The sequence below is a fragment of the Escherichia sp. MOD1-EC5990 genome, from assembly GCF_002965285.1.
Lineage (GTDB): Bacteria > Pseudomonadota > Gammaproteobacteria > Enterobacterales > Enterobacteriaceae > Escherichia > Escherichia coli_F.
In genome coordinates, this window is sequence record NZ_PTRV01000001.1 from 1 (window position 1) to 26,323 (window position 26,323).

27 protein-coding genes and 2 pseudogenes are annotated in these 26,323 nt (G+C 45.2%); 16 read left to right on the top strand and 13 right to left on the bottom strand.

Going from position 1 to position 26,323, the window contains the following annotated elements; genetic code table 11:
• Both BEB42_RS00005 and BEB42_RS00010 read right to left on the bottom strand, forming a co-directional pair.
• On the bottom strand, nt 1-1,068 hold a 1,068-nt coding region (locus BEB42_RS00005), incomplete at its 3' end, for an AIDA repeat-containing protein (protein ID WP_172954542.1).
• Between the two features lie 67 nt (nt 1,069-1,135).
• Nucleotides 1,136-1,252 (bottom strand): annotated as a pseudogene (locus BEB42_RS00010) (ATPase); the annotation flags it as partial.
• Nucleotides 1,253-1,517: 265 nt separating this feature from the next.
• On the opposite strand from BEB42_RS00010, the gene BEB42_RS00020 reads away from it, so the two are divergent.
• From BEB42_RS00020 to BEB42_RS00030, 3 genes are read left to right on the top strand one after another with little or no spacing between them, the layout of a single operon-like run.
• The gene (locus BEB42_RS00020) at nt 1,518-1,670 is read left to right on the top strand and encodes a hypothetical protein (RefSeq protein ID WP_032183962.1); all 153 of its coding nucleotides are present in this window, start codon (nt 1,518-1,520) and stop codon (nt 1,668-1,670) included.
• 1 nt (nt 1,671) lies between these two features.
• Nucleotides 1,672-2,016: a YMGG-like glycine zipper-containing protein gene (locus BEB42_RS00025; RefSeq protein ID WP_000726978.1), complete on the top strand. Its 345-nt coding sequence runs from the start codon at nt 1,672-1,674 to the stop codon at nt 2,014-2,016.
• 3 nt (nt 2,017-2,019) lie between these two features.
• Nucleotides 2,020-2,355 carry a YmgD family protein gene (locus tag BEB42_RS00030; RefSeq protein WP_000979977.1) on the top strand — a complete coding sequence of 112 codons (336 nt, stop codon included), beginning with the start codon at nt 2,020-2,022 and terminating at the stop codon, nt 2,353-2,355.
• A 175-nt stretch (nt 2,356-2,530) separates the two neighbouring features.
• Here BEB42_RS00030 and ymgF read toward each other — a convergent pair whose 3' ends face one another.
• The 6 genes from ymgF to ycgZ form a co-directional block, all read right to left on the bottom strand.
• Nucleotides 2,531-2,749 (bottom strand): cell division-associated protein YmgF, encoded by a 219-nt coding sequence (gene ymgF, locus BEB42_RS00035; protein WP_001065863.1) that lies wholly within the window; start codon nt 2,747-2,749, stop codon nt 2,531-2,533.
• Between the two features lie 131 nt (nt 2,750-2,880).
• Nucleotides 2,881-4,404, bottom strand: coding sequence for a cyclic diguanylate phosphodiesterase (locus BEB42_RS00040; RefSeq protein ID WP_001353279.1), 1,524 nt, complete (start codon nt 4,402-4,404; stop codon nt 2,881-2,883).
• 333 nt (nt 4,405-4,737) lie between these two features.
• Complete coding sequence (gene ymgC / locus BEB42_RS00045; protein ID WP_001065752.1) at nt 4,738-4,986, bottom strand: protein YmgC; 249 nt, start codon at nt 4,984-4,986, stop codon at nt 4,738-4,740.
• Nucleotides 4,987-5,098: 112 nt separating this feature from the next.
• Nucleotides 5,099-5,365: a biofilm/acid-resistance regulator AriR gene (ariR, locus tag BEB42_RS00050; RefSeq protein WP_000888778.1), complete on the bottom strand. Its 267-nt coding sequence runs from the start codon at nt 5,363-5,365 to the stop codon at nt 5,099-5,101.
• A gap of 28 nt (nt 5,366-5,393) precedes the next feature.
• Nucleotides 5,394-5,666, bottom strand: coding sequence for a hypothetical protein (locus tag BEB42_RS00055; protein ID WP_000858008.1), 273 nt, complete (start codon nt 5,664-5,666; stop codon nt 5,394-5,396).
• A gap of 42 nt (nt 5,667-5,708) precedes the next feature.
• Nucleotides 5,709-5,945, bottom strand: a complete 237-nt coding sequence (gene ycgZ / locus BEB42_RS00060) for a regulatory protein YcgZ (protein WP_001186982.1) — start codon at nt 5,943-5,945, stop codon at nt 5,709-5,711.
• Nucleotides 5,946-6,258: 313 nt separating this feature from the next.
• Between ycgZ and BEB42_RS00065 the strand changes: the two genes are divergently transcribed.
• The 5 genes from BEB42_RS00065 (at nt 6,259) to iraM (ending at nt 10,695) form a co-directional block, all read left to right on the top strand.
• Complete coding sequence (locus tag BEB42_RS00065) at nt 6,259-7,470, top strand: diguanylate phosphodiesterase (protein WP_000958307.1); 1,212 nt, start codon at nt 6,259-6,261, stop codon at nt 7,468-7,470.
• Nucleotides 7,471-7,674: 204 nt separating this feature from the next.
• Nucleotides 7,675-8,406 (top strand): DNA-binding transcriptional repressor BluR, encoded by a 732-nt coding sequence (gene bluR / locus BEB42_RS00070; protein WP_000332295.1) that lies wholly within the window; start codon nt 7,675-7,677, stop codon nt 8,404-8,406.
• Nucleotides 8,407-8,626: 220 nt separating this feature from the next.
• Nucleotides 8,627-9,031: a DUF1398 domain-containing protein gene (locus BEB42_RS00075; protein ID WP_000373092.1), complete on the top strand. Its 405-nt coding sequence runs from the start codon at nt 8,627-8,629 to the stop codon at nt 9,029-9,031.
• An 837-nt stretch (nt 9,032-9,868) separates the two neighbouring features.
• Nucleotides 9,869-10,123, top strand: a complete 255-nt coding sequence (locus BEB42_RS00080) for a biofilm development regulator YmgB/AriR family protein (protein WP_001353280.1) — start codon at nt 9,869-9,871, stop codon at nt 10,121-10,123.
• Between the two features lie 248 nt (nt 10,124-10,371).
• Nucleotides 10,372-10,695, top strand: a complete 324-nt coding sequence (gene iraM, locus BEB42_RS00085) for an anti-adapter protein IraM (protein WP_000649797.1) — start codon at nt 10,372-10,374, stop codon at nt 10,693-10,695.
• Between the two features lie 733 nt (nt 10,696-11,428).
• Here iraM and trkG read toward each other — a convergent pair.
• The 4 genes and pseudogenes from trkG to icd form a co-directional block, all read right to left on the bottom strand.
• The gene (trkG, locus tag BEB42_RS00090) at nt 11,429-12,886 is read right to left on the bottom strand and encodes a Trk system potassium transporter TrkG (protein WP_001360580.1); all 1,458 of its coding nucleotides are present in this window, start codon (nt 12,884-12,886) and stop codon (nt 11,429-11,431) included.
• Between the two features lie 250 nt (nt 12,887-13,136).
• Nucleotides 13,137-13,526: pseudogene (locus tag BEB42_RS26605) on the bottom strand (IS5/IS1182 family transposase); the annotation flags it as partial.
• A 312-nt stretch (nt 13,527-13,838) separates the two neighbouring features.
• On the bottom strand, nt 13,839-15,206 hold the full coding sequence (locus BEB42_RS00100; protein ID WP_000258474.1) for a hypothetical protein: 1,368 nt from the start codon (nt 15,204-15,206) through the stop codon (nt 13,839-13,841).
• A gap of 385 nt (nt 15,207-15,591) precedes the next feature.
• Nucleotides 15,592-16,842: an NADP-dependent isocitrate dehydrogenase gene (gene icd, locus BEB42_RS00105; RefSeq protein WP_000444487.1), complete on the bottom strand. Its 1,251-nt coding sequence runs from the start codon at nt 16,840-16,842 to the stop codon at nt 15,592-15,594.
• Between the two features lie 171 nt (nt 16,843-17,013).
• Between icd and rluE the strand changes: the two genes are divergently transcribed.
• The 8 genes from rluE to roxA all read left to right on the top strand — a co-directional run bounded on the left by rluE (nt 17,014) and on the right by roxA (nt 24,845).
• A complete protein-coding gene (gene rluE / locus BEB42_RS00110) occupies nt 17,014-17,667 on the top strand; it encodes a 23S rRNA pseudouridine(2457) synthase RluE (RefSeq protein WP_105267105.1) in 654 nt (217 codons plus the stop codon).
• A gap of 9 nt (nt 17,668-17,676) precedes the next feature.
• On the top strand, nt 17,677-18,138 hold the full coding sequence (gene nudJ, locus BEB42_RS00115) for a phosphatase NudJ (protein ID WP_032183952.1): 462 nt from the start codon (nt 17,677-17,679) through the stop codon (nt 18,136-18,138).
• 53 nt (nt 18,139-18,191) lie between these two features.
• Nucleotides 18,192-19,298 (top strand): tRNA 2-thiouridine(34) synthase MnmA, encoded by a 1,107-nt coding sequence (gene mnmA, locus BEB42_RS00120; protein ID WP_001353282.1) that lies wholly within the window; start codon nt 18,192-18,194, stop codon nt 19,296-19,298.
• Between the two features lie 34 nt (nt 19,299-19,332).
• Nucleotides 19,333-19,974, top strand: a complete 642-nt coding sequence (gene hflD / locus BEB42_RS00125) for a high frequency lysogenization protein HflD (protein ID WP_001297479.1) — start codon at nt 19,333-19,335, stop codon at nt 19,972-19,974.
• 3 nt (nt 19,975-19,977) lie between these two features.
• Complete coding sequence (gene purB, locus BEB42_RS00130; protein ID WP_000423751.1) at nt 19,978-21,348, top strand: adenylosuccinate lyase; 1,371 nt, start codon at nt 19,978-19,980, stop codon at nt 21,346-21,348.
• A gap of 168 nt (nt 21,349-21,516) precedes the next feature.
• Nucleotides 21,517-22,188, top strand: a complete 672-nt coding sequence (gene phoP / locus BEB42_RS00135) for a two-component system response regulator PhoP (RefSeq protein ID WP_001265481.1) — start codon at nt 21,517-21,519, stop codon at nt 22,186-22,188.
• On the top strand, nt 22,188-23,648 hold the full coding sequence (gene phoQ, locus BEB42_RS00140; protein ID WP_000735412.1) for a two-component system sensor histidine kinase PhoQ: 1,461 nt from the start codon (nt 22,188-22,190) through the stop codon (nt 23,646-23,648). Before phoP ends, phoQ begins: the two co-directional genes overlap by 1 nt.
• 75 nt (nt 23,649-23,723) lie before the next feature.
• Nucleotides 23,724-24,845: a [50S ribosomal protein L16]-arginine 3-hydroxylase gene (roxA, locus tag BEB42_RS00145; protein WP_001353283.1), complete on the top strand. Its 1,122-nt coding sequence runs from the start codon at nt 23,724-23,726 to the stop codon at nt 24,843-24,845.
• A 48-nt stretch (nt 24,846-24,893) separates the two neighbouring features.
• Here the strand turns inward: roxA and pepT are convergent, their stop codons facing one another.
• On the bottom strand, nt 24,894-26,120 hold the full coding sequence (gene pepT, locus BEB42_RS00150) for a peptidase T (RefSeq protein WP_000359451.1): 1,227 nt from the start codon (nt 26,118-26,120) through the stop codon (nt 24,894-24,896).
• Nucleotides 26,121-26,323: the final 203 nt, after the last annotated feature.

Sequence of the window (26,323 nt, forward strand, 5' to 3'; positions counted from 1 at the left end):
GTTTTCCAGCAACACATTGTCTGCCACGTTATTGTGAATAGAGAATGCCCCTTCACTATTCGTACCGCTCACCGTCGACCTGTCAGTCATTGCTTTTAAAGCCGCGCCATCGTGCTGGGTAACATTCGTTGCCGTGCCCTCTCTAACATCAAGCACGCCACCGGAATATATTTCAATAACATTCGAGGTGCTCCTGCTATCAACAATTTGCGTCCCACCAGAATAGATCGTGGTAGTGTGCGCCGTTGACGTGTTTTGCAGCGTCTGCATTCCTCCATTTTTAATGGTGGTTATTTGTGCAGTGCTTGAATCAACATCCTGTCGACCACCATCTATTGTGGTGTCCAGCGCATGGCTCTTAATTGTTCTTTGGTCACCTCCATTTTTAATGATAGTGTTTTCTACAATACTCGAATCTACATACTGTCGGCCCCCATCTATTGTTGTGTTCGTTGCCAGACTTCCTTGTGTGATGTTCTGAGAACCAGATGTATTTATCGTCGTACCGTCAACATGCCCCTGAGCTGTTACTGTTTGTTTACCACCATCAATGACAGTCCCGTTTGCTCTCCCTCCTTCGACGTATGAATTACCATTCTTAATTATCGTGCCATTGCTGGTACCATCCTTATAAATGTACTGATTGCCACCCTCGATTAACGTGCCATTGCTGGTACCACCGTTATAAACTTGCTGATTGCCACTCGCGATTATCGTACCGCTAGAATTCCCACCATTATAAATTACCTGTGTACCCCCATGAAGGATTGTATTATTAGCTTGCCCCTGATAATTGTTATGGTTTGCTACATCTTGTTGTCCACCCATTTCAATAATACTTCCATTAGACACCCCACCAAATACAGTCTGGTGGCCGTGATTAATGATATGAGTATCATTAGTTGTCCCCCGTTCATCTACTATTTGCTCGCCATCCACAGTTTCACCATTTACGATACCAGTAACGATTGATGTGAAAGCAGCCTCTCCAGGCTGGGCATATATCAAGGCAGATATCAATAAGGAAAGTACTGAACGGCGAAAATAATAGCGACTGGTCCTGTTCATAAATTTCATCCTCTGAAAAGTGAATACTGAGTAGCGGGTAAGCGACCTTAGCTCTGCTGCAACATCGGCCCACAGGCACCAGACCAGGGGATTCATCCTTAAGAGACAGCGCAAGTGTATTGTGTTCACCGCTCATCAAAGACATCATGATGAAATGATGATATTCCGCATAAGAAAGAGGCATTTTTAGACGCATCGCGCTGAAGTGTGGTTGAATAAAAATCAATCTTTTCAGATAAGACTGTCGTACGCTTATTCTGCGAAAATAAGGCCGTCGGCAAAGTAAAATGACTCACATAATTGTTTCTGATGAATATCTTCTACTCACATGAATATTACACAATAATATTGATGCATCAGATTATCTTACCTTTACAACATCACGTTAACAGCCAATGACACTTCTTGAATAAAAATATTATCAATCAAAGAGTTATTTTTTATTTAAGATTATTCTCATTCAAGTAAAAGACATAATTCCTATCATCACAGCCACGCTCATTTTGAATTATCTGAATAATAGCGAGCGTTCTTTAGTTAAGCAGGTCTTAATTGAAGACGAAATTATTGTGTGTGCAACTTACTTAATACCGGACATCTAAGTTGAAGAAAAAAATACTCGCCTTCGGGCTTATCTCAGCATTGCTCTGCTCCGCGCCAGCGATGGCGGATATGAATCGCACCACAAAAGGTGCACTACTTGGTGCAGGCGTTGGTTTACTTACTGGCAATGGCGTTAATGGTGTACTGAAAGGTGCAGCTGTTGGCGCTGGCGTTGGTGCAGTAACAGAAAAAGGCCGCGACGGCAAAAATGCGCGCAAAGGTGCAAAAGTTGGTGCCGCCGTTGGTGCTGTCACTGGCGTTCTGACCGGCAATGGCCTTGAAGGGGCGATTAAAGGTGCCGTAATTGGCGGTACGGGTGGTGCAATTCTGGGTAAAATGAAATAAGGAATGATGATGAAAAAATTTGCTTTACTGGCGGGTCTGTTTGTTTTCGCACCAATGACCTGGGCGCAGGACTACAATATTAAGAACGGTTTGCCGTCAGAAACCTATATTACTTGCGCAGAAGCCAACGAAATGGCAAAAACTGACAGCGCACAGGTTGCAGAAATTGTTGCGGTAATGGGTAATGCCAGCGTTGCCAGCCGTGATTTAAAAATTGAGCAATCTCCGGAACTGAGCGCCAAAGTGGTAGAAAAACTGAACCAGGTTTGCGCTAAAGACCCGCAAATGCTGTTGATCACGGCAATTGATGACACCATGCGTGCTATCGGCAAAAAATAATATTTCGTCTGTTACCGCGTCGATTGATTCGACGCGGTGGTTGTATATAGTTCTACAATGAAACATCACACCCGCCAATACGCCCTCACAACAACAAGCAAAGCAATTTAATCGGCATTAAACCACAAATACAACAATACTTATTACTATATAGCGGCTATAGCATAAAGAAAGATTAGTGCTGATCCCTGTGGCTAACGAGTTTTTCCCTTACTCGATTAACCAGATTGATCGCCAGCCAAACAAGGGCATTCAGCAAATTTATCGTCACAAGCACTTCTCCAAGCCCAGTACTGGGTTTTGCGATAAGGATGACCAGCAAGGTGATCAGCATAAATGCAATGGAAAAGATGATATAGAGAGTGAAATAATCCAGATTATTACTATTGTTCATGCTACTAATGGCAATCCTGTCAAAACTTTCAAACAATTATAGCAAACAAAATAATGAACAATAGTAACAAGACGCAACGAGCTAATTAGCTGTCTATAATTACACCGCACCATGGTCTTAATGATCAATTTTTACTCAATCATAACCTTCACCTTCGGTTTAGAAAGGATAATTTTAACCAGGTCGATGTAGGTTACCGGTTTATAGAAATAATAACCCTGCTGAAATGTGATGTTGTTTTGATTCAGATAATCAAGCTGTTCTTTTGTTTCGACACCTTCAGCGACGATACTGATCGAAAGTTTACGCGCCAGATCCAGTACACAATCCAGAATCCTGGTTGATTCTGGGTCTGCATTGACACGACCAACAAAACTGTGATCAATTTTAATATAATCAATATGCAGATCATGCAGATAAGAAAGCCCTGAATAGCCAGTACCAAAATCATCCAGTGCGATGACAAAACCATTTTCATGCAGAATGTTCAACCGCTGAACCAGACTTTCATCAACATCTAATGATTCACGCTCGGTCACTTCCAGAACGAGGTTTAAATCGCGGCGGGTAAAACTGTCACGGAAAATTAAGCACTCGTCGACAAACGTCGGCGAAATAATATGCGAGGCACTAAAATTAATTCCGATATGAAAACCTTCCGGCAATTTACTCGCGATAGCGTTCATCTGTCTGGCAACCTGATTCATCAGGCTTTGCGTAAGCGGAACGATTAATCCGGATTTTTCAGCAAGTGGAATAAATGCCGCGGGTGAGATATATTTGCCGTGAGGTTGTTTCCAGCGGGCTAATACCTCAACTCCCCGCAATGTCCCTTCCCGACCATTTACCACAGGTTGGTAAAAAGGGACAATCTCACCATTACTTATTGCCTGTCGCAGGACCTCTTCAGGCGTTGCGCTTTTATTAAAATACTTATCAAGCAGGTAGGCTGCGGCGCAGGCAATTAACAGAATGAATATCAAAACCCCTACGCCATTATCGATAAGTCTGTAGAAGCTAAAGAATGGTGGTGGGTTAAAGATAATAGTGAAATGATATCTTGTGGAGTGAACCTTCTCAGTATAAGGATAGTGTCCATTAAGCGTCATCACGTCACCGGTAGGTCCAATAATGTCATCCGCTACGCGTAATGCATACCTTACCCCTTTCAAGGGCACATTAAGCGCCCCACGAATATGCTGATCACTTATCGTGACCAAAATACGCGTGTCTGCAAATTGGCTCTGATAGAGCAGGATAGGCAATCTATTGACGGTGTCGATTGCCGGAGCCAACAATAAATTACTGTCAGGGAAAGCAGGAATACGAGACAGCAGGACTCGATTCCCCGGCAAGGATGTACACCAGACCATTCCGCGTTTGAGAATGATGATTGTGCGCAAGTGAGGTTTCAGAGCTGCTTCAGTGCCAAGCTGATATTGCTCCTCGAGGTCGCATTCCTTACCGGCAATGTTAACCGCCGCTTGAGTCGCCTGTGACGCTTCTTCAAGTATGTGATTGATATTGTTGACAGCATATCTCGCTCCCGTCATATATGCTGCTTTTGCGGAATACCAGAGCTGGATATTCAAAATAGCGACACCGGTTATAAACAAGCATATCGCAACGAGGATGGGTATGAGTGTATTGCGCATTCGCTTGTCCCGGACTAAGGATTTTAATACATGAAAATGATGTTCATTCGCTCGTGCTGGCGTCTAAAGAGAGCATGGTAGAGAGCATAAGAAATATCCACGCCGAAGATAAAATTTTCTCCATCGTCATCTAACCTATTAATTATTGTGCTTAATGTGGGTAAAATTAAGCAAATCTGGCAGGATGTCAGACGTCAAGAATGGAGAACAATAGTTCTCCATTCTTGTTTAAACCCTGATATTCCGGATATATTAAGAAACATAACGACTTAAATTATTACTTTGCACCAGCATATGATACAGCTGATTGTAATTTTAAAACCTTACTCAGTTCTAAGAGAGCACGGATTCCCTGTCATTAATAATGATATCCGTTAGTGTAGTCTTATGCATTTCAATGTACTGCAAGATTTGCAGATAGAGATCAGAAAGAATCACACTAGTTTCATCTTTTAAACGCAAGCGTAAAGCCTGATCAATAATATGACTATCAACATATCCATGCGTCATGAACACCTCCCTCTCGAGATTTTTAAACAAAGCACATTGAAAAATAAATCTCTCTGGGATTGAATTATTCATGTCAGCCTCGTAGGAATAGTGACCCAATAAAATTATGCTGTGTATAGTCTAAAGCGACAGACAAAAATAAGATGACTGAGTTTTCTATAAAATTATACTTAATAATTGAAAGTTACATATCATCAGCTGTGTATCGCAACACGATTTCCAGTGTTTTTCTAATCACATCAGCTTTGAGAATATCACTTGTTGTTTCCAGAGAGTGTATCAGACTTAAGATAATATTTTTATTATTAACATTATCGCCTGAAAGCATTAAATTGGTCACAGCCTGCCCTAACACAGCTGACTCTTCTTCTAACAAATTACCCGAACTGCGAAAGTAGCTTGATAACGCTTTATCAGTTATTGCATTATGAATTGTAGTATCTTCAAGCATGGTAACCTCTCATCTTACTTATGAAATTTTAATGTATTCTGTTTATTTTCTTACCATTGAACATACTTTTATTGTCAGCTATCGCTGTTCTTCTGTTTGGCCCTCCTGTATCACTGTTGCTAAAATCACGAATTATGCTGTCAATTAAATCTCGTCGGAAAGCATTTTCCTCAGCCGATTTCATTACGAGTAATTGCTTAATAAGAGTCTGCAACGAAAAATTTATCTTCATGCGTAATATCTGGAACACCGCCTGGCCAGTAATTTCATGTTTTATACTTTCATTATCAGATGTCTTCATAACGACTTCATAGTTAATCTGTCAAATAATCAGGCTGTCACATTATTCAAAAAGCAACCCAATTAGTGAATTGTAGTGTTTCTGTTCCTCTTCCCCTGTCGCTTGCTCCAGTCGACAAAGAAGTTTGGTACAAAGCGACTTTCGACTCAGATTACGTCCATCTTTCAAAATTTCAGTCACAATTTCCCCGAGGGTTTCCTGCTGAGTAGGCAAGTTAGCTTTTGCAAAGTAACGAGTAATTGCCCCCGCAGAATCTGAAATCACTGAATTTTGCTGCATGCTACGCCTCTATTAAAAATGTTAAACGTTGTTAAGTGCAGTAACAATAGCAAACTTGTACGAAATATGTGTACAGAATGATAAATTATTTTTTTGCAATTAGTGCTAACACCTATAAAACAATGAGATACGTAAAAATTATTTGCATCATTTGACTGACAACCTATACAAGATTCCAAACGAACTCATCTTCAAATTTTTCTATTTTTTATCAATGTAAATAAATAGTTATGTTTTAGTATTAAAAGCAAGACACCAGAAGATATGTCTGTTACCGTCATACTCTCGCCTCGCCCATTACCCTGGACTATTAATGCTTACTACCCTTATTTATCGTAGCCATATACGTGACGACGAACCTGTCAAAAAAATCGAAGAAATGGTTTCGATAGCAAATCGCAGAAACATGCGGTCTGACGTAACAGGGATTTTACTGTTTAATGGTTCACATTTTTTTCAACTTCTGGAAGGTCCGGAAGAACAGGTTCAAATGATTTATCGGGCCATATGCCAGGATCCACGGCACTATAATATTGTTGAGCTGCTGTGCGATTACGCGCCTGCTCGCCGTTTTGGCAAAGCGGGAATGGAATTATTTGATTTGCGCCTCCACGAGCGCAATGACGTTTTACAGGCCGTACTCGACAAAGGCACCTCAAAATTTCAGCTAACTTATGATGACAGAGCGCTGCAATTTTTTCGTACTTTTGTTCTTTCAACTGAAAAATCAACCTATTTCGAGATTCCTGCCGAAGACTCCTGGCGTTTTATCGCTGACGGACCTGATAAAGAACTTGATTCCTTTACCCTTTCACCAAATATAAACGACCACTTTGCCTTTCATCCTATTGTCGATCCTTTATCGCGGCGGATAATCGCTTTTGAAGCAATTGTTAAAAATAGGGAAGACAGCCCATCAGCCAGAGTGGTTGGGCAAAGCAATGACGGGGAAATCTACACAGCGGATCTCAAAAGTAAGGCACTTGCATTCGCGATGGCACACGCACTTGAGCTCGGTGATAAAATGATTTCAATCAATCTATTACCTATGACCCTGGTTAACGAGCCTGACGCGGTCTCTTTTTTACTTGATGAAATAAAGGCCAATGGTTTGGTGCCTGAACAAATTATCGTGGAATTTACTGAAAGTGAGGTCATATCTCGGTTTGATGAATTTGCCGATGCTGTTAAATCACTTAAGGCTACCGGTATGAGTGTAGCAATTGACCATTTTGGCACAGGTTTTGCCGGTTTGTTACTCCTGTCACGCTTCCAGCCTGATAGAATTAAAATCAGTCAGGAATTGATTACCAATGTTCATAAAAGCGGGCCTCGGCAGGCAATTATTCAGGCGATCATAAAATGCTGTACATCACTTGAAATTCAAGTCTCTGCTATGGGTGTGGCAACACCAGAAGAGTGGATGTGGCTTGAATCTGCAGGAATTGAGATGTTTCAGGGAGATCTGTTTGCCAAAGCTAAATTGAATGGTATCCCTTCAGTTGCGTGGCCGGAGAAAAAATAATTTTCAGCACATTATTTCACATGATTTCTGGAAATCATCGTGAAAATGAATACGTTATGTTTTAATTTAATCCACATTAAAAATAATGTTTTATCCAATTTAGCTGAAATCTTATTTATACTTTGTACAATTTTAGCGTATATTGTACAAAGTATTATTGGGTCGTGTACAGGCGACGGAGATTTATGAGCGCAAGGAGGAATTGTGGCTTATTACAGCATTGGTGATGTTGCTGAACGTTGCGGGATTAATCCTGTCACTCTCCGGGCCTGGCAACGCCGCTACGGTTTGTTAAAACCACAGCGCAGTGAAGGCGGACACCGACTCTTTGATGAAGAAGACATACAACGCATCGAAGAGATCAAGCGTTGGATAAGTAATGGCGTCCCTGTAGGCAAAGTTAAAGCATTACTGGAAACCACCAGCCAGGATACGGAAGATGACTGGAGCCGCCTGCAAGAAGAGATGATGTCAATTCTTCGTATGGCTAATCCTGCCAAACTACGCGCGAGAATTATTTCACTGGGTCGAGAGTACCCGGTAGATCAATTGATTAATCATGTTTACCTTCCTGTTCGTCAGCGTCTCGTGCTTGATCACAACACCTCCCGCATTATGAGCAGTATATTTGACGGCGCATTAATTGAATACGCAGCAGCCTCACTTTTCGAAATGCGCCGTAAGCCCGGTAAAGAAGCCATTCTAATGGCGTGGAATGTTGAAGAGAGAGCACGATTGTGGCTGGAAGCATGGCGTTTATCATTGTCAGGATGGCATATTTCTGTCCTTGCTGATCCCATTGAATCGCCGCGCCCGGAACTGTTCCCGACGCAAACATTGATTGTCTGGACAGGCATGGCACCAACGAGAAGGCAAAACGAACTTTTACAACACTGGGGTGAGCAAGGTTATAACGTCATCTTTCATGCCCCCTAATTTCACCTTTATCCCGCCCCTTAGACAGAATCTTATAATCTGAACCCACAACAGCGTTTGTACCGGAGCTGATCCGTTGCAAAATGCTCACCGGGAGAATTCAGGTAACCCCCCTTTCACACTTTGTACATATCACAGCCAAAGGACAGACCAGCTTGAAGTGAGAAAACCGATCGTGCACACTACGCACTCTCACAACTAACAAAAGGTTATTATCCTGATGGATCAGGTCGTTGTTTTTCAAAAGATGTTTGAAAAAGTGAGAAAAGAGCAAAACTTTTCCTGGTTTTATTCAGAGTTAAAACATCACCGTATTGTGCATTACATTTATTATCTGGCTACGGATAACATCAGAATTATTACTCACGATGAAACAGTTTTGTTATTAAGAGGAAACCGTAGCCTGTTAAAAGTCAGTACAACCAAAAACCCAGAAAAAATTAAAGAGGCGGCATTGCTTCATATTTCTGGGAACTCTACATTTTGGGAGTATTGTACAACACTGGCAAGTGCTGGCGTTTTCCGCTGGGTAACCGATGTTAATAACAATAAACGCGGCTACTACGCTATTGATAATACGCTGTTGTATGTTGAAGATGTGGAAAATAACAAGCCATTAATCTAGCAAAGTTTTAACACATAAGAGATCTATCATAATTCAGTAAAATAACAAAAAAGAGGACTTTCTATGACTTATCAGAACTCCCTTTTTATTGTTATCCATAATTGTTCAGCCGACCAATTCTATAAATCTGACATTTGACACGCCTCCTTTGCCGTTCTGATACGTTACTTTTCTTGCAGTTATCAAACCCACAAATACAACGGGCGTGTTATATGCCCGTTCAGTACTTAATAGGTATAGCGTTAACATATTCTTGATAGCATGTACTGCATACCTCCTGCCTTAGAATTATCTCCGGCTAACTCCACCAAACATGGCTGAACACAGCCAGATAAGAACGCTTGCGCGCATCTGGATATCATACCGCTGCTGGAACTGTTTCTTAATCATCCTACCTTATTCGACCTATTCGATACTGGCCATTATGAAGGACGCAAAGTAAGCGCTTTTTATGCGTTTTGGCTTAGTTATTATCACGTTACCTTAATATTATCAGGAACGAGTTAACGCTGCTCATAACAGTCAAACCGATACTATAAAACCCAATAATTGAAACCTTTTCATCATGTCAGTAAGATAGTCATCCTTATGATCTTTATATAAAAAAGCCAACCATGGTGGTTGGCAAAGTGGCACAAACCAGCATAAAAGCTATGCTTTGTTTACAAATCTTCTTTGAATTAAATATATATCGTCCTGACTAAACAGAACTAAAACGGAATGAATTATTTAATCATATTACTAAATTTCATTTTGTTTAGCCTCTGTTGAGATCCCTTGTTTTAAATTTCATTTAGATAAAATTCTTAATTAAATCCTTGGGAGTCAATTATCTCTATGCAAAGTCAAGGAATGTACTTTGAAATGAACCTATACGCATATTTGAATAAATATGATAGTCGGCTTTCAGAAGAAAAACTTGCAATTGATAAGGCAGTTAGAGATTTATATCTTTGCAACGAACACGTGGATAACAAGAGCATTATACTGAAATTGCTCTCATTTTTATCATCTGCTGATGACATTGTTGAAAAAGATATTATCAGGAATGCTTTGGAAGTGGTGCTTCTTTTTACATTAGACGATATTTAAGTCATCTCAGGAGTTTTAATACACGAAGAGTGCCCGGATACTAGCGATTATATTCATATTTAATTATTAGTGCGGGGAAAGAGATTATGCATTGGCATATTTCTCTAACGTCCGCGATAGAAAAACAACTTTAAATATAAATAAAGAACAAACCACCTTTGCATTCAACCTCATCTGAGCTGACTATAGTACAAATTATATTGATATTCTTTATCAACATCATTGGAACAGAAGAATAAGGCGAAGAAATGAAGTGTATAGTAATTGATACTGTAATACAACCTTCGTGTGGTATATATTTTTCAGTCATATGGAGCGATATAAAAATGATCATTTGGTATCGTTCAAATATCTTTCTCCCACCTGGCAGCATATTTACAGTTATTAAGTCAGGTATTATACTCGAGGATAAAGAATATCCGATCAGTATTTTTAACGTGGCGCTATTCAACAAAAATTTATGGAATTTAATCAAAAATAGTCAAGAGTGTCCTACAGAATCAAACAAAATTACGAATAAATGCCTGCATAAGCATTGCATTATGCAAATATGTCCACATGGTCTCAAGTAATGGGGGTTATTTAACCTTCCCTATATGCTATAGATAAATCTACCAAAAACTGCCCCTTCGTAGAGGGGCTCTATGATTTTGTTTTATTTGAAGGCATGGTGCTGAATGTATTCGTTGAATCCAGATTCAACACCTGAAGCTACACTTAACCCATAATACTTGTTTCTGGTTCCTCTACCGAGTGGTCAAACAATGATATGTATGTGACGTCAGAGTTTATTTTTTTAGTGTTTAATGCTATTAATTTAACGTAGTTACCTATCTTTTTTCTACCTTCTGAACTAACCTTAGGTTTCAACGTATCCGGCAGGAGGGGCTATCCCCAATCTTAAATTTTGCTGCCCGATTTGCTCAAGCCAAAGTTTTAATTTTACAACCTATAAACCTGAGTTAAATCAACCTCATGGTGCTGTCTGTTCCCGCTGTGGAACAAGACTCACTGCAACATCTTGCATTCCTAAACTTCGCAGAAGGCGATGGGCAAAAACTGTACTGTAATGTTATTTCGATGTCTCTTATGGTAAATAGGAGGCGTCGAGGCTAAGTGAGTAGCCTGCTTGCTTCTCAAGCCTGGATACTATCAGCATTCACGTCAGATGAAATGATGATATTTCGCGTAAGAAAGAGGCATTTTTTTATCAACTTCACATCGGAGATGGTAATAATCCTATGGGTCCAGTCCATATGAGGGGTCAACATACTATAAAATTCACAATCATAAATTAACTATATATCAAGAACGCCAAAAAAATCCTGAAAATAGTATAATAACAGGGTAAATTTCAAGTCGACCAAGAATCATAGCAATACACATGAGATATTTTGCAATATCATTAAGAACACCGAATGAGGATGCGGTAGCCCCAAAACCCAGCCCCATATTATTAATGCATGCAGCGACTGTCGCAAATGATGTAAGGAAATCATATCCCATACCATTTAGCACTAGTATAAAAAACACTGTAAAGAAAGTATAAAGAAAAAAGAAACTCCATACAGACCTCATTACGCGGTCTGTAACAATCTTCCCTCCAACATTTACACTAAGCAATGCTCTGGGATGAGAAAGCTGATTTATTTCGTGTTTACTTTGTTTAAAAAGTATAAGAAATCTAAGTGATTTAATTCCGCCGCACGTTGAGCCTATACATCCCCCAAAAAAACTTGACAGCAGCAAAAAAACTATCGTATGTGTGGGCCAGTTTGAATAATCCTGCGTAGCTAAACCATTATCAGTGAGCATGGAGCTAGCAAGAAAAAACGAATGAACAACACTTCCAGTTAAGTCATACATACCTATATGCCAGACCTGGAAAGAGGTAACAATGATAACACCTGAAGCTATTAACAAAAAGAAACGAAGTTCAACATCTCTGAGTAAGGGTTTTATTGTTTTCCTGCTTATAACAACATACCAAAGAGTGAAGTTGAAAGCCGATAACAGAGAAAAAGAGCCCGCCACCAGTTCAATCAAATAATTATTGAAATAGCCGATACTCTCACTATGAGTTGAAAAACCGCCAAGAGAAACTGTAGAAAGTCCATGACAAATAGCATCAAACAAAGGCATTCCTGCAAGTCGATAACAAACAATACAAGCAATGCCTAATAAAGAATAAGTTATCCAAAGTGTCCGCGACGTATCAGCCAAGCGTGGAGTCAGTTTGTCATCCTTAAATGGCCCTGGCATTTCTGACTGATAAAGTTTTGCACCACCAATACCCAATAATGGCAACACAGCAACTGCCAGAACAATAACCCCTAAACCGCCTATAAAATTTAATTGTGACCGGTAGAACAAATATGCCCGAGATAATGAACTGACATCATCAATTACTGTTGCTCCTGTTGTTGTTATTCCGGAAACCCCTTCAAACAGCGCGTCAGCAAACGTTAAATTAAGCTCTGAATCAATCCATAATGGAAATGCGCTAATAATAGAAAATAAAATCCAAAACATTACAATTATAATAAACCCATCACGGGTGCGTAATTGAATGCCAGATTTTTTAGTGGTATACCACGCTCCGCCACCAATACAAAAAAATATAACAAAAGTAATAAAAAAAACGAACAAGCTTTTTTCTTTATAAAACAATGCTACAACCATTGGTGGTAACATTGAAAGACTATAGAGCCAGACCAAGAACCCACACATATGAGTTACAACTCTTACATGAGATGTATTCATATCCAAATGTTCTTTCAATTATAACCACCTTACTGCAATGTCATGATTATACTGTATAAATTTTAACTCTTCTTAGATCTTACTTCACTGGTCCTTATGAAACAATCAGCAAAATGAATCTTATTATAACACTGTTCGGTTATGTATTGTTGAGCCTTCCCGCTGGGCCTGCATCATTACAAGTCGCTCCCTATGGGGCTTTGTCGAATAAATAATTTTTCGGTAAGTATCCCCTGAGCAGGTTGTATCTTCAGGCAGTATGAACACTTTCTGGCATACCTACCTTCGTCATTATGTTCAGCGTATGCACCATGACCAAAGCCTCTGCAACCGGCCGATCATAATCTAGCAACATCAGAGAACCTCAGAATAACTGTTTTACCCTGTACATTGCCGTTTCCGCTATTGAGCAACGATTGTAATCTTTTGTCCATTTTCACCGGGAATTACCCTCGGTCAATCGCTGATACGCGACTGCACAGTTACGGTCGGCATACTCACCGGACCAGTAACCCGCTCCTTTTTGGGGTGGGATGAGCGCGCTGATTTTCACACGGCGCAGCTGCTCGTAACAGAGCCGAGAGGCGTAAACTCCGTCTGCTGCTGTCCTGATTTTTTGATGGGTTTGCCGGATTAATCCGGCTACACCTCTACATCCGTTACGCTGAATGCTGAGGTCGCCCTTGGGAAGAAGGCATTGCTGACTTATACCAATCCGAAATCACCTCCTCGTGCAACCAGACAGGGAGGGGCCTCGGTTGATAAGAGCTCTGTTATTGATGTGCCAGTTGGTGATTCTAACTTTTGCTTTGTAACGGGACGAGCCGTGTTGGCAGATGATGTGTGGTCTGATCCTTAAACTCAGTAAAAGTACGATTTATTCAAAAAAGCCCCTCCACTATGATTTCGATTTAAGGGGCTGATGATTATGTAACGCGAATTTACCGGATCCTTACGAACCTTTCTTTATCCTGCTCTTGCCCCTTTCGGTAAGCCCATTCTCTGTCATGTATTTTCTGGCAGTGAATATATTAATGCTGTGGTGACTACAAAACCCCTTAACACCCTTGATCTTTTCCCGCTGAACCTGGGGCATCTTCGACCATTCCCGGACGAGATTTTTGGTAACTCTGTTCCATTTCTCTGGTTTGTTCAGCTTCGCTCGGCCCACCCAGGTTAATCCGTCCTTGCTCAAATTCAGGTAATGATGTGCTGTGCACGGCCGGAGGTTGTGGCTCTCACACCACTTATTGAAATCGACGTTGCACCGCTCATCCGAGGTCATCATCGACCATTTCCGGATAACCTCGTAGGGAATGGGGAGCTTTATGGCAACTTTCGACCTTACCCTGACGCGACGTTGCGGGACTGTCTCATGTTTCGCACTCAGGTTTTCTTCCGACAGTGCGGAGAGGGAGGACCTGAAATCAAGTGATTCTGGCTGGTTATGTGACAACAGTGTCGCGGCAATGGCGTGAAATCGGGCACTATCCACACTTCCACAGACCTTCACACTGCCATCACTGACATCAATATTCACTAATTTGCTATTACTAATAGTTTTCGTGAAGGTGATGGTGTGGCCAGAAAAACAGAAACTAAACTTGAACGGCTCAGTGAAAAGCTTAGTGAGTTGCGGGTCAGCCCCCACCTCAGCCCGGTACGTAAACAGTGCATTCGTCATGGCAACTACCAGTTCGTTAGCCTCGTCCGTATTCTCGATGATTAAATTTTTCATCTGATTCAGAATTTTCTCGCTGCTCTGGAGCAGCAGCAGGGGCCGGGGCAATGTCGCGCCCATGGCGAGGTTGGAGTAGCATGGCGTTAGCATGTAATTCACTCCTTCCCGTTGTTTTTCTTCTGTGATAGAAGGGCTGAAATCATCTATTCCGGGCTGGCGAATGCGTGAGACCAGTGTTGTGACAAAGGCGTTAAACAGATAACAATCAGCATAGCCACAGGCACTCCACCCATCCTTGCTGACCATAATATTCACGCAATTGTCCCCATTAAAATCCATATGCGTGTTGGTGAAGGTAATGGTGTGGTCGGAAAAACTAAAACTGAACGACTCAGGAATTTGCAGACCACGCGCCCTAGGCATGTCTGGATTATCCGGCAGTTTAGCCATCTGATTTGGCTGCAGTGCGGTCGCCATGACAGCCGCCAGTTCGTTAATCTGATCAGAACTCATCGTGCTACAGTCCGTATTTCTGTGAATTAAATTTATCATCTCCCGCAGATGAGTCCTGCAACTTTCCTGGCTCTGCAGGAGCTGGGACAGTGTCACAGCCGCGTTAATGCGGCATGGTGTTACCATATAATACAATCCTTTTTCTCAGGGGGGTTGATATTCCGGATCATGCCGTGTTTGCCCACGGCTCCCCCTGGAGAGCTGCAGACCTGTTTATTTAACTCGCACAGCGCCGGGGCCTGTCAGCAAACAGGGAGCATAACCGTCGTGCCATTAAACGCCAGACGGGAGATCATTATTATTTTATTAATACAGATCCGTTGCATTCCGGTCTTTACCGCAGTTTAAAAGAAAAGAGAATAGGGACTTAGGCAGTAGAGCAGTCATTGGACAGACCACACTACCCCAAACTAGCAGGGGAGTTTTGATAAAATTTTGATAACCGTTAGCATGCTAACAAAAAACAACGGGCGTGTTATACGCCCGTTTCAATATTTAACACATGTAGTGATTACATATTCTTGATGATCGCGTCACCAAACTCTGAACATTTCAGCAGTTTAGCGCCTTCCATCAGACGCTCGAAGTCATAGGTTACGGTCTTCGCGTTAATCGCGCCTTCCATACCTTTAACAATCAGATCTGCGGCTTCAGTCCAGCCCATATGGCGCAGCATCATCTCAGCGGAGAGGATGATAGAGCCTGGGTTAACTTTGTCCTGACCAGCATACTTCGGCGCAGTACCGTGGGTGGCTTCAAACAGGGCGCATTCGTCACCGATGTTTGCGCCAGGGGCGATACCAATACCACCAACCTGCGCTGCCAGGGCGTCAGAAATGTAGTCACCGTTCAGGTTCATACAGGCGATAACGTCATATTCTGCCGGACGCAGCAGGATCTGTTGCAGGAACGCATCAGCAATCACGTCTTTAATGACGATCTCTTTGCCGGTGTTCGGGTTTTTGACTTTCAGCCACGGGCCGCCGTCGATCAGTTCACCGCCAAACTCTTCACGCGCCAGCTGGTAACCCCAGTCTTTAAACGCGCCTTCGGTGAACTTCATGATGTTACCTTTGTGCACCAGGGTCACAGAGTCACGGTCGTTAGCAATTGCGTATTCGATCGCGGCACGAACCAGACGTTTGGTGCCCTCTTCAGAACACGGCTTAATACCGATACCGCAATGTTCCGGGAAGCGAATTTTCTTCACGCCCATCTCTTCACGCAGGAATTTAATCACTTTCTCAGCGTCGGCAGAATCAGCTTTCCATTCGATACCCGCATAAATGTCTTCCGAGTTTTCACGGAAGATAACCATATCGGTCAGTTCAGGATGTTTAACCGGGCTTGGGGTGCCCTGATAGTAACGTACCGGACGCAGGCAGATGTAGAGATCCAGTTCCTGGCGCAGAGCTACGTTGAGAGAACGAATACCGCCGCCAACCGGAGTGGTCAACGGGCCTTTAATGGCAACGCGATATTCACGAATCAGATCAAGGGTTTCAGCAGGCAGCCAGACGTCCTGACCATAAACCTGTGTGGATTTTTCACCGGTGTAAATTTCCATCCAGGAGATTTTACGCTCGCCTTTATAGGCTTTCTCGACTGCAGCGTCGACCACTTTCAGCATGGCTGGGGTTACATCTACACCGATTCCATCACCTTCAATGTAAGGGATAATCGGATTTTCAGGAACGTTGAGTTTGCCGTTTTGCAGGGTGATCTTCTTGCCTTGTGCCGGAACAACTACTTTACTTTCCATTCACCTCTCCTTCGAGCGCTACTGGTTTGCTCGTCTGCCACCACGTTGCATATGCGTTTGCGTCCTGCGATACGGATGCGTTAGAGCAATTTTTTGTTAATGATTTGTAATTGGCTTGTCAATACTACCCTATTGTTTGCCGTCATGAAAGATGCGCGTTATTAGGCTATAATGCGGCAATTCATAATCTCTGAAAATACCATGCAAAAAACTTCTTTTAGAAATCACCAGGTTAAGCGATTCAGCTCGCAACGTTCTACCAGGCGAAAACCTGAAAACCAGCCCACGCGTGTGATCCTGTTCAATAAACCCTACGATGTTCTTCCGCAGTTCACCGATGAAGCCGGACGCAAAACATTAAAAGAATTCATCCCGGTTCAGGGAGTGTATGCGGCAGGTCGTCTCGACCGCGACAGCGAAGGGTTACTGGTGCTGACCAATAACGGCGCTTTGCAGGCGCGTTTAACCCAGCCGGGTAAACGTACCGGGAAAATCTATTATGTACAGGTAGAAGGTATTCCCACGGAAGACGCCCTTGAAGCGTTGCGCAATGGCGTAACCTTAAATGATGGCCCTACCCTGCCCGCAGATGCGGAGATGGTTGAGGAGCCGGAATGGTTATGGCCCCGTAATCCGCCAATTCGTGAACGAAAAAGTATTCCCACCAGCTGGCTTAAGATCACCTTATATGAAGGACGTAATCGCCAGGTGCGCCGCATGACCGCCCATATTGGTTTCCCCACGCTGCGACTGATTCGTTATGCGATGGGTGATTACACTTTGGATAACCTTGCCAATGGCGAATGGCGAGAAGCAACAGAATAAGGATGCACAATGTTTAAACCGCACGTTACCGTTGCTTGCGTAGTGCACGCAGAGGGTAAATTTTTAATCGTTGAAGAGACGATTAATGGTAAAGCGTTATGGAACCAGCCCGCCGGGCATCTGGAAGCAGATGAAACCTTAGTGGAAGCCGCCGCCCGTGAGCTGTGGGAAGAAACTGGCATCAGCGCGCAACCGCAACATTTTATCCGCATGCATCAGTGGATTGCGCCGGATAAAACGCCGTTTTTGCGCTTCCTGTTTGCCATTGAGCTTGAGCAAATATGCCCGACCCAGCCCCATGACAGCGATATCGACTGCTGCCGTTGGGTCAGCGCCGAAGAGATTTTACAGGCGTCAAATCTGCGCTCGCCGCTGGTGGCGGAAAGTATTCGTTGTTATCAAAGTGGGCAACGCTATCCGCTGGAGATGATTGGCGATTTTAACTGGCCTTTTACAAAGGGTGTCATCTAAAAGGCTGCGTGATAGAATACGCCGCCTTGAAGTTCAATGTCGTGAGTGATCCAATGTCTGAAACCGCAAAAAAAGTAATCGTCGGCATGTCCGGCGGTGTCGATTCCTCCGTTTCTGCCTGGCTGTTGCAACAACAGGGATATCAGGTCGAAGGCCTGTTTATGAAGAACTGGGAAGAAGACGACGGTGAGGAATATTGCACGGCGGCAGCGGATCTGGCTGATGCCCAGGCTGTCTGCGATAAGCTCGGCATTGAACTGCACACCGTTAACTTTGCTGCCGAGTACTGGGACAACGTCTTCGAACTGTTCCTTGCCGAATATAAAGCCGGTCGCACGCCAAACCCGGATATTCTGTGCAACAAAGAGATCAAATTTAAAGCGTTCCTCGAATTTGCCGCCGAAGATTTAGGTGCCGATTATATCGCTACCGGTCATTACGTTCGTCGTGCCGATGTCGATGGCAAAAGCCGCCTGCTGCGTGGTCTGGATAGCAATAAAGACCAGAGCTACTTCCTTTATACGCTCAGCCATGAGCAGATTGCGCAAAGCCTGTTCCCGGTCGGCGAACTGGAAAAGCCGCAGGTGCGCAAGATTGCTGAAGATCTCGGTCTGGTTACCGCGAAGAAAAAAGACTCTACCGGGATCTGCTTTATTGGCGAGCGTAAATTCCGCGAGTTCCTGGGCCGTTATCTCCCGGCGCAACCGGGCAAAATCATTACCGTTGACGGCGATGAAATTGGCGAGCACCAGGGGCTGATGTATCACACCCTCGGTCAGCGTAAAGGTCTGGGTATTGGTGGCACCAAAGAAGGCACTGAAGAACCGTGGTATGTGGTCGATAAAGACGTCGAAAACAACATTCTGATTGTTGCGCAGGGCCATGAACACCCGCGTCTGATGTCTGTCGGTCTGATTGCCCAGCAGCTGCACTGGGTCGATCGCGAACCCTTCACCGGCACTATGCGTTGCACGGTAAAAACCCGCTATCGCCAGACCGACATCCCTTGCACCGTCAAGGCGCTGGACGACGATCGCATTGAAGTGATTTTTGATGAGCCGGTTGCCGCCGTGACGCCGGGCCAGTCTGCCGTCTTCTATAACGGTGAAGTGTGCCTCGGTGGCGGTATTATTGAGCAGCGTCTGCCGCTGCCGGTCTGATTATTATCTTTACTTAAACAAGGAAGCAGTGAACGTGGCAAAGAATTACTATGACATCACCCTCGCCCTGGCCGGTATTTGTCAGTCGGCACGCCTGGTGCAACAACTCGCTCACCAGGGGCATTGTGATGCCGATGCGCTACACGTCTCACTCAACAGTATTATCGATATGAACCCCAGCTCCACGCTGGCGGTTTTTGGTGGCAGCGAAGCTAACCTGCGCGTCGGGCTGGAAACATTGCTCGGCGTGCTCAACGCCAGCAGTCGCCAGGGCTTAAACGCGGAGTTAACCCGCTACACACTCAGCCTGATGGTGCTTGAGCGCAAACTCTCCTCAGCGAAAGGTGCGCTCGACACTCTGGGCAACCGCATCAACGGCCTGCAACGTCAGCTCGAACACTTCGATCTACAGTCCGAAACGCTGATGAGCGCGATGGCCGCTATTTATGTTGATGTGATTAGCCCGCTAGGCCCGCGCATTCAGGTCACCGGATCTCCTGCTGTACTGCAAAGCCCACAGGTGCAGGCGAAAGTCCGCGCCACCCTGCTGGCAGGCATTCGCGCCGCCGTGCTCTGGCACCAGGTCGGCGGCGGACGTCTACAACTGATGTTTTCTCGTAATCGCCTGACCACTCAGGCAAAACAAATTCTTGCTCATTTAACCCCGGAGTTGTGATCTATGGAATTATCCTCACTGACCGCCGTTTCCCCTGTCGATGGACGCTACGGCGATAAAGTCAGCGCGCTGCGCGGGATTTTCAGCGAATATGGTTTGCTGAAATTCCGTGTACAAGTTGAAGTACGTTGGCTGCAAAAACTGGCCGCGCACGCAGCGATCAAGGAAGTTCCTGCTTTTGCTGCCGACGCAATCGGTTACCTTGATACAATTGTCGCCAGTTTCAGCGAAGAAGATGCAGCACGCATCAAAACCATCGAGCGTACCACTAACCACGACGTTAAAGCGGTTGAGTATTTCCTGAAAGAAAAAGTGGCCGATATCCCGGAACTGCACGCAGTTTCTGAATTCATCCACTTTGCCTGTACTTCGGAAGATATCAATAACCTCTCCCACGCGTTGATGCTGAAAACCGCGCGTGATGAAGTGATCCTGCCATACTGGCGTCAACTGATTGATGGCATTAAAGATCTCGCCGTTCAGTATCGCGATATCCCGCTGCTGTCCCGTACCCACGGTCAGCCAGCCACGCCGTCAACCATCGGTAAAGAGATGGCAAACGTTGCCTACCGCATGGAACGTCAGTACCGCCAGCTTAATCAGGTGGAGATCCTCGGCAAAATCAACGGCGCTGTCGGCAACTATAATGCCCACATCGCGGCTTACCCGGAAGTTGACTGGCATCAGTTCAGCGAAGAGTTCGTCACCTCGCTGGGTATTCAGTGGAACCCGTACACCACCCAGATCGAACCACACGACTATATTGCCGAACTGTTTGATTGCGTTGCGCGTTTCAACACCATTCTGATCGACTTCGACCGTGACGTCTGGGGTTATATCGCCCTTAACCACTTCAAACAGAAAACCATTGCTGGTGAGATTGGTTCTTCCACCATGCCGCATAAAGTTAACCCGATTGACTTCGAAAACTCCGAAGGTAACCTGGGGCTTTCCAACGCGGTGTTGCAGCACCTGGCAAGCAAACTGCCGGTTTCCCGCTGGCAGCGTGACCTGACCGACTCCACCGTGCTGCGTAACCTCGGCGTGGGTATCGGTTATGCGCTGATTGCGTATCAATCCACCCTGAAAGGCGTGAGCAAACTGGAAGTGAACCGTGACCATCTGCTGGAGGAACTGGATCACAACTGGGAAGTGCTGGCTGAGCCAATCCAGACAGTTATGCGTCGCTATGGCATCGAAAAACCGTACGAAAAGCTGAAAGAGCTGACTCGCGGTAAGCGCGTTGACGCCGAAGGCATGAAGCAATTTATCGACGGTCTGGCACTGCCAGAAGAAGAAAAAGCCCGCCTGAAAGCGATGACGCCGGCAAACTACATTGGCCGCGCCATCACCATGGTTGATGAGCTGAAATAAGCCTCAAATCAGTGCCGGATGGCGATGCTGTCCGGCCTGCTTATTAAGATTATCCGCTTTTTATTTTTTCTCTTTACCTCCCCTCCCCGCTGGTTTATTTAATGTTTACCCCCATAACGACATAATCGCGTTACACTATTTTAATAATTAAAACAGGGAGAATGAAAAATGCGCGTACTGGTTGTTGAAGACAATGCGTTGTTACGTCACCATCTTAAAGTTCAGATTCAGGATGCTGGTCATCAGGTCGATGACGCAGAAGATGCCAAAGAAGCCGATTATTATCTCAATGAGCATTTACCGGATATTGCGATTGTCGATCTCGGTTTGCCTGACGAGGACGGTCTGTCATTGATTCGCCGCTGGCGCAGTAATGATGTTTCACTGCCGATTCTGGTATTAACCGCCCGTGAAAGCTGGCAGGACAAAGTCGAAGTATTAAGTGCCGGTGCTGATGATTACGTGACTAAACCGTTTCATATTGAAGAGGTGATGGCGCGAATGCAGGCATTAATGCGGCGTAATAGCGGTCTGGCTTCCCAGGTAATTTCGCTGCCACCGTTTCAGGTTGATCTCTCCCGCCGTGAGTTATCCATTAATGACGAAGTGATCAAACTGACCGCGTTCGAATACACCATTATGGAAACGTTGATACGCAATAATGGCAAAGTGGTCAGCAAAGATTCGTTAATGCTACAACTCTATCCGGATGCGGAGCTGCGGGAAAGCCATACCATTGATGTACTGATGGGACGTCTGCGCAAAAAAATTCAGGCACAATATCCGCAAGAAGTGATTACCACCGTTCGCGGCCAGGGCTACTTGTTCGAATTGCGCTGATGAAAAAATTACTGCGTCTTTTTTTCCCGCTCTCGCTGCGGGTCCGTTTTCTGTTAGCAACGGCAGCAGTAGTATTGGTGCTTTCGCTTGCCTACGGAATGGTTGCGCTGATCGGTTATAGCGTCAGTTTCGATAAAACCACGTTTCGGCTGTTACGTGGCGAGAGCAATCTGTTCTATACCCTTGCGAAGTGGGAAAATAATAAATTGCATGTCGAGTTACCCGAAAATATCGACAAGCAAAGCCCCACCATGACGCTAATTTATGATGAGAACGGGCAGCTTTTATGGGCGCAACGTGACGTGCCCTGGCTGATGAAAATGATCCAGCCTGACTGGCTGAAATCGAATGGTTTTCATGAAATTGAAGCGGATGTTAACGACACCAGCCTGTTACTGAGTGGAGATCATTCAATACAGCAACAGTTGCAGGAAGTGCGGGAAGATGATGACGACGCGGAGATGACCCACTCGGTGGCGGTAAACGTCTACCCGGCAACATCGCGGATGCCAAAGTTAACCATTGTGGTGGTGGATACCATTCCGGTGGAGCTAAAAAGTTCCTATATGGTCTGGAGCTGGTTTATCTATGTGCTCTCAGCCAATCTGCTGTTAGTGATCCCGCTGCTGTGGGTCGCCGCCTGGTGGAGTTTACGCCCCATCGAAGCCCTGGCAAAAGAAGTCCGCGAACTGGAAGAACATAACCGCGAATTGCTCAATCCAGCCACAACGCGAGAACTGACCAGTCTGGTACGAAACCTGAACCGACTGTTAAAAAGTGAACGCGAACGTTACGACAAATATCGTACGACGCTCACCGACCTGACCCATAGTCTGAAAACGCCACTGGCGGTGCTGCAAAGTACGCTGCGTTCTCTGCGTAGTGAGAAGATGAGCGTCAGTGATGCTGAGCCGGTGATGCTGGAGCAAATCAGCCGCATTTCACAGCAAATTGGCTACTACCTGCATCGTGCCAGTATGCGCGGTGGGACATTGCTTAGCCGCGAGCTGCATCCGGTCGCCCCTCTGTTGGACAATCTCACCTCGGCGCTGAACAAAGTGTATCAACGCAAAGGGGTCAATATCTCTCTCGATATTTCACCAGAGATCAGCTTTGTTGGTGAGCAGAACGATTTTGTCGAGGTGATGGGCAACGTGCTGGATAACGCCTGTAAATATTGCCTCGAGTTTGTCGAAATTTCTGCAAGGCAAACCGACGAGCATCTCTATATTGTGGTCGAGGATGATGGCCCCGGTATTCCATTAAGCAAGCGAGAGGTCATTTTCGACCGTGGTCAACGGGTTGATACTTTACGCCCTGGGCAAGGTGTAGGGCTGGCGGTAGCCCGCGAAATCACCGAGCAGTATGAGGGTAAAATCGTCGCCGGAGAGAGCATGCTGGGCGGTGCGCGGATGGAGGTGATTTTTGGCCGCCAGCATTCTGCGCCGAAAGATGAATAAATATGTCCATACTTCACGCATTACGTTAAGCATCCGTTATAATCGGTTGCAGATACCAGCCTGTGGATGCTTAACATGGAATACCAACTCACTCTTAACTGGCCCGATTTTCTTGAACGTCACTGGCAGAAACGCCCGGTGGTGTTAAAACGCGGCTTTAATAATTTTATTGACCCGATCTCTCCAGACGAGTTGGCGGGTCTGGCGATGGAAAGCGAAGTCGACAGTCGACTGGTCAGTCACCAGGATGGCAAATGGCAGGTCAGCCACGGCCCGTTCGAAAGCTACGATCATCTCGGTGAAACCAACTGGTCGTTACTGGTACAGGCAGTGAACCACTGGCATGAGCCGAGCGCCTCGCTGATGCGGCCGTTCCGTGAACTGCCGGACTGGCGTATTGATGACCTGATGATCTCTTTTTCCGTACCTGGCGGCGGCGTCGGCCCACATCTCGATCAGTACGACGTGTTTATCATTCAGGGTACCGGACGTCGTCGCTGGCGAGTGGGCGAAAAGCTGCAAATGAAACAGCACTGCCCGCACCCGGATCTGTTACAGGTCGATCCGTTCGAAGCCATCATTGATGAAGAACTGGAGCCTGGCGATATTCTTTATATTCCGCCAGGATTCCCGCATGAAGGCTACGCGTTGGAAAATGCGATGAACTATTCCGTGGGTTTTCGCGCGCCAAATACGCGGGAACTGATTAGCGGATTTGCCGATTATGTGCTGCAACGTGAACTGGGCGGCAACTACTACAGCGATCCTGATGTTCCACCTCGCGCTCATCCTGCGGACGTTCTACCGCAAGAGATGGATAAACTGCGTGAGATGATGCTTGAATTGATCAACCAGCCGGAACACTTTAAACAGTGGTTTGGGGAGTTTATATCCCAGTCACGCCATGAACTGGATATCGCGCCGCCAGAGCCGCCTTATCAGCCGGATGAAATCTACGATGCGCTGAAACAAGGTGATGTGCTGGTGCGCCTGGGTGGTCTGCGCGTATTGCGCATTGGCGACGACGTGTATGCCAATGGTGAGAAGATCGATTCCCCGCACCGTCCGGCACTGGATGCGCTCGCCAGCAACATTGCGCTGACCGCGGAGAATTTTGGCGATGCGCTGGAAGATCCGTCATTCCTCGCAATGCTCGCGGCGCTGGTCAATAGCGGATACTGGTTCTTCGAAGGGTAAGTTTAAATTCAAGTCGGATGCGGCATTACATGCCGCATCCTTTTCCGGTTACTTGCGTTGCGCCGTTAACTCGGCAATACGGACAATCACCTGCACTGCTTTTTCCATACCTTCCAGTGTCACAAACTCATGTTTACCATGATAGTTGTAACCGCCAGTGAACAGGTTCGGACACGGTAATCCCATAAACGACAACTGCGCGCCGTCGGTACCACCGCGGATCGGTTTCAGTTCCGGTTCAATATCGCAGTCACGCATCGCCTGCTGGGCGATATCGAGAATATGCGGATGCTCAACCACTTTCTCGCGCATATTGTAGTAACTATCTTCAATCACCAGTTCAATGTAGCAATCAGGATGTAACCCTTTGCCCACTTTTTTGGCGATCTCCATCATTTTACGTTTACGCGCTTCAAACTGTTTACGGTCGAAATCACGGATGATGTAGTGCATATCGGCCCGTTCAACGGTGCCTTTCATGCTCGCCAGGTGATAGAAACCTTCATAGCCTTCTGTCATTTCCGGGCTTTCATTTGCCGGAACTTCCGCATGAATACGTGCCGCCAGCGAAAGCGCATTTACCATCACTCCTTTCGCCGTGCCCGGGTGAACATTGTTACCGACAATTTTGATATTGACCGACGCGGCGTTGAAGTTTTCAAACTCCAATTCGCCTACGCCACCACCATCAACGGTGTAAGCCCAGCGGGCATCGAAGGCGTCAACATCAAAATGTTTCGCCCCTTTGCCCACTTCTTCATCCGGGGTAAAGGCGACGCGAATATCACCATGCGGAATGTTTTTTTGTTGTAATACCGCCAGCGCGGTCATGATTTCTGCAATACCTGCTTTGTCATCGGCACCTAACAAGGTTTTACCATCGGTGGTAATCAGCGTCTGACCCAGTAGCTGATGCAGCACCGGGAACATAACCGGTGATAAAACTTCATCGCCGATACCCAGCGCAATATCGCCACCGCGATAGTTTTCAACAATTTGCGGATTCACATTTTTGCCGCTGCAATCCGGTGAGGTATCCACATGAGAAATAAAGCCAATCGCCGGGATATCGCCAGGGACGTTAGCCGGTAACGTCGCCATCAACGTGCCCTTCTCACTTAAGGTCACATTGATAAGCCCCATCTCTTCGAGCTGCTCTTTCAGCAGATGCAATAACTTCCATTGGCCTTCCGTGCTGGGAACCTGTCTCACCCCCGCTTTTGATTGGGTATCCAGAGACACGTAGTTCAAAAATCGCTCAAGTAGTTTATCCATGTAGTCACCCTCACTTTTTGTGACAACATTATTAAGAAGCAAGAAAAGACAAATATTGCGTCAGGTCACTTTTACCCCTGCAAGCGGGAATATTTATCAGCATTACCTTAATGAATATAAAGCTAAGCCAGTAATTCACAACAAAGATTGGCGATTCAAGCGGTTTGCCGTAGAATTACCGCCCTCATTAAGAGTCACCAAGG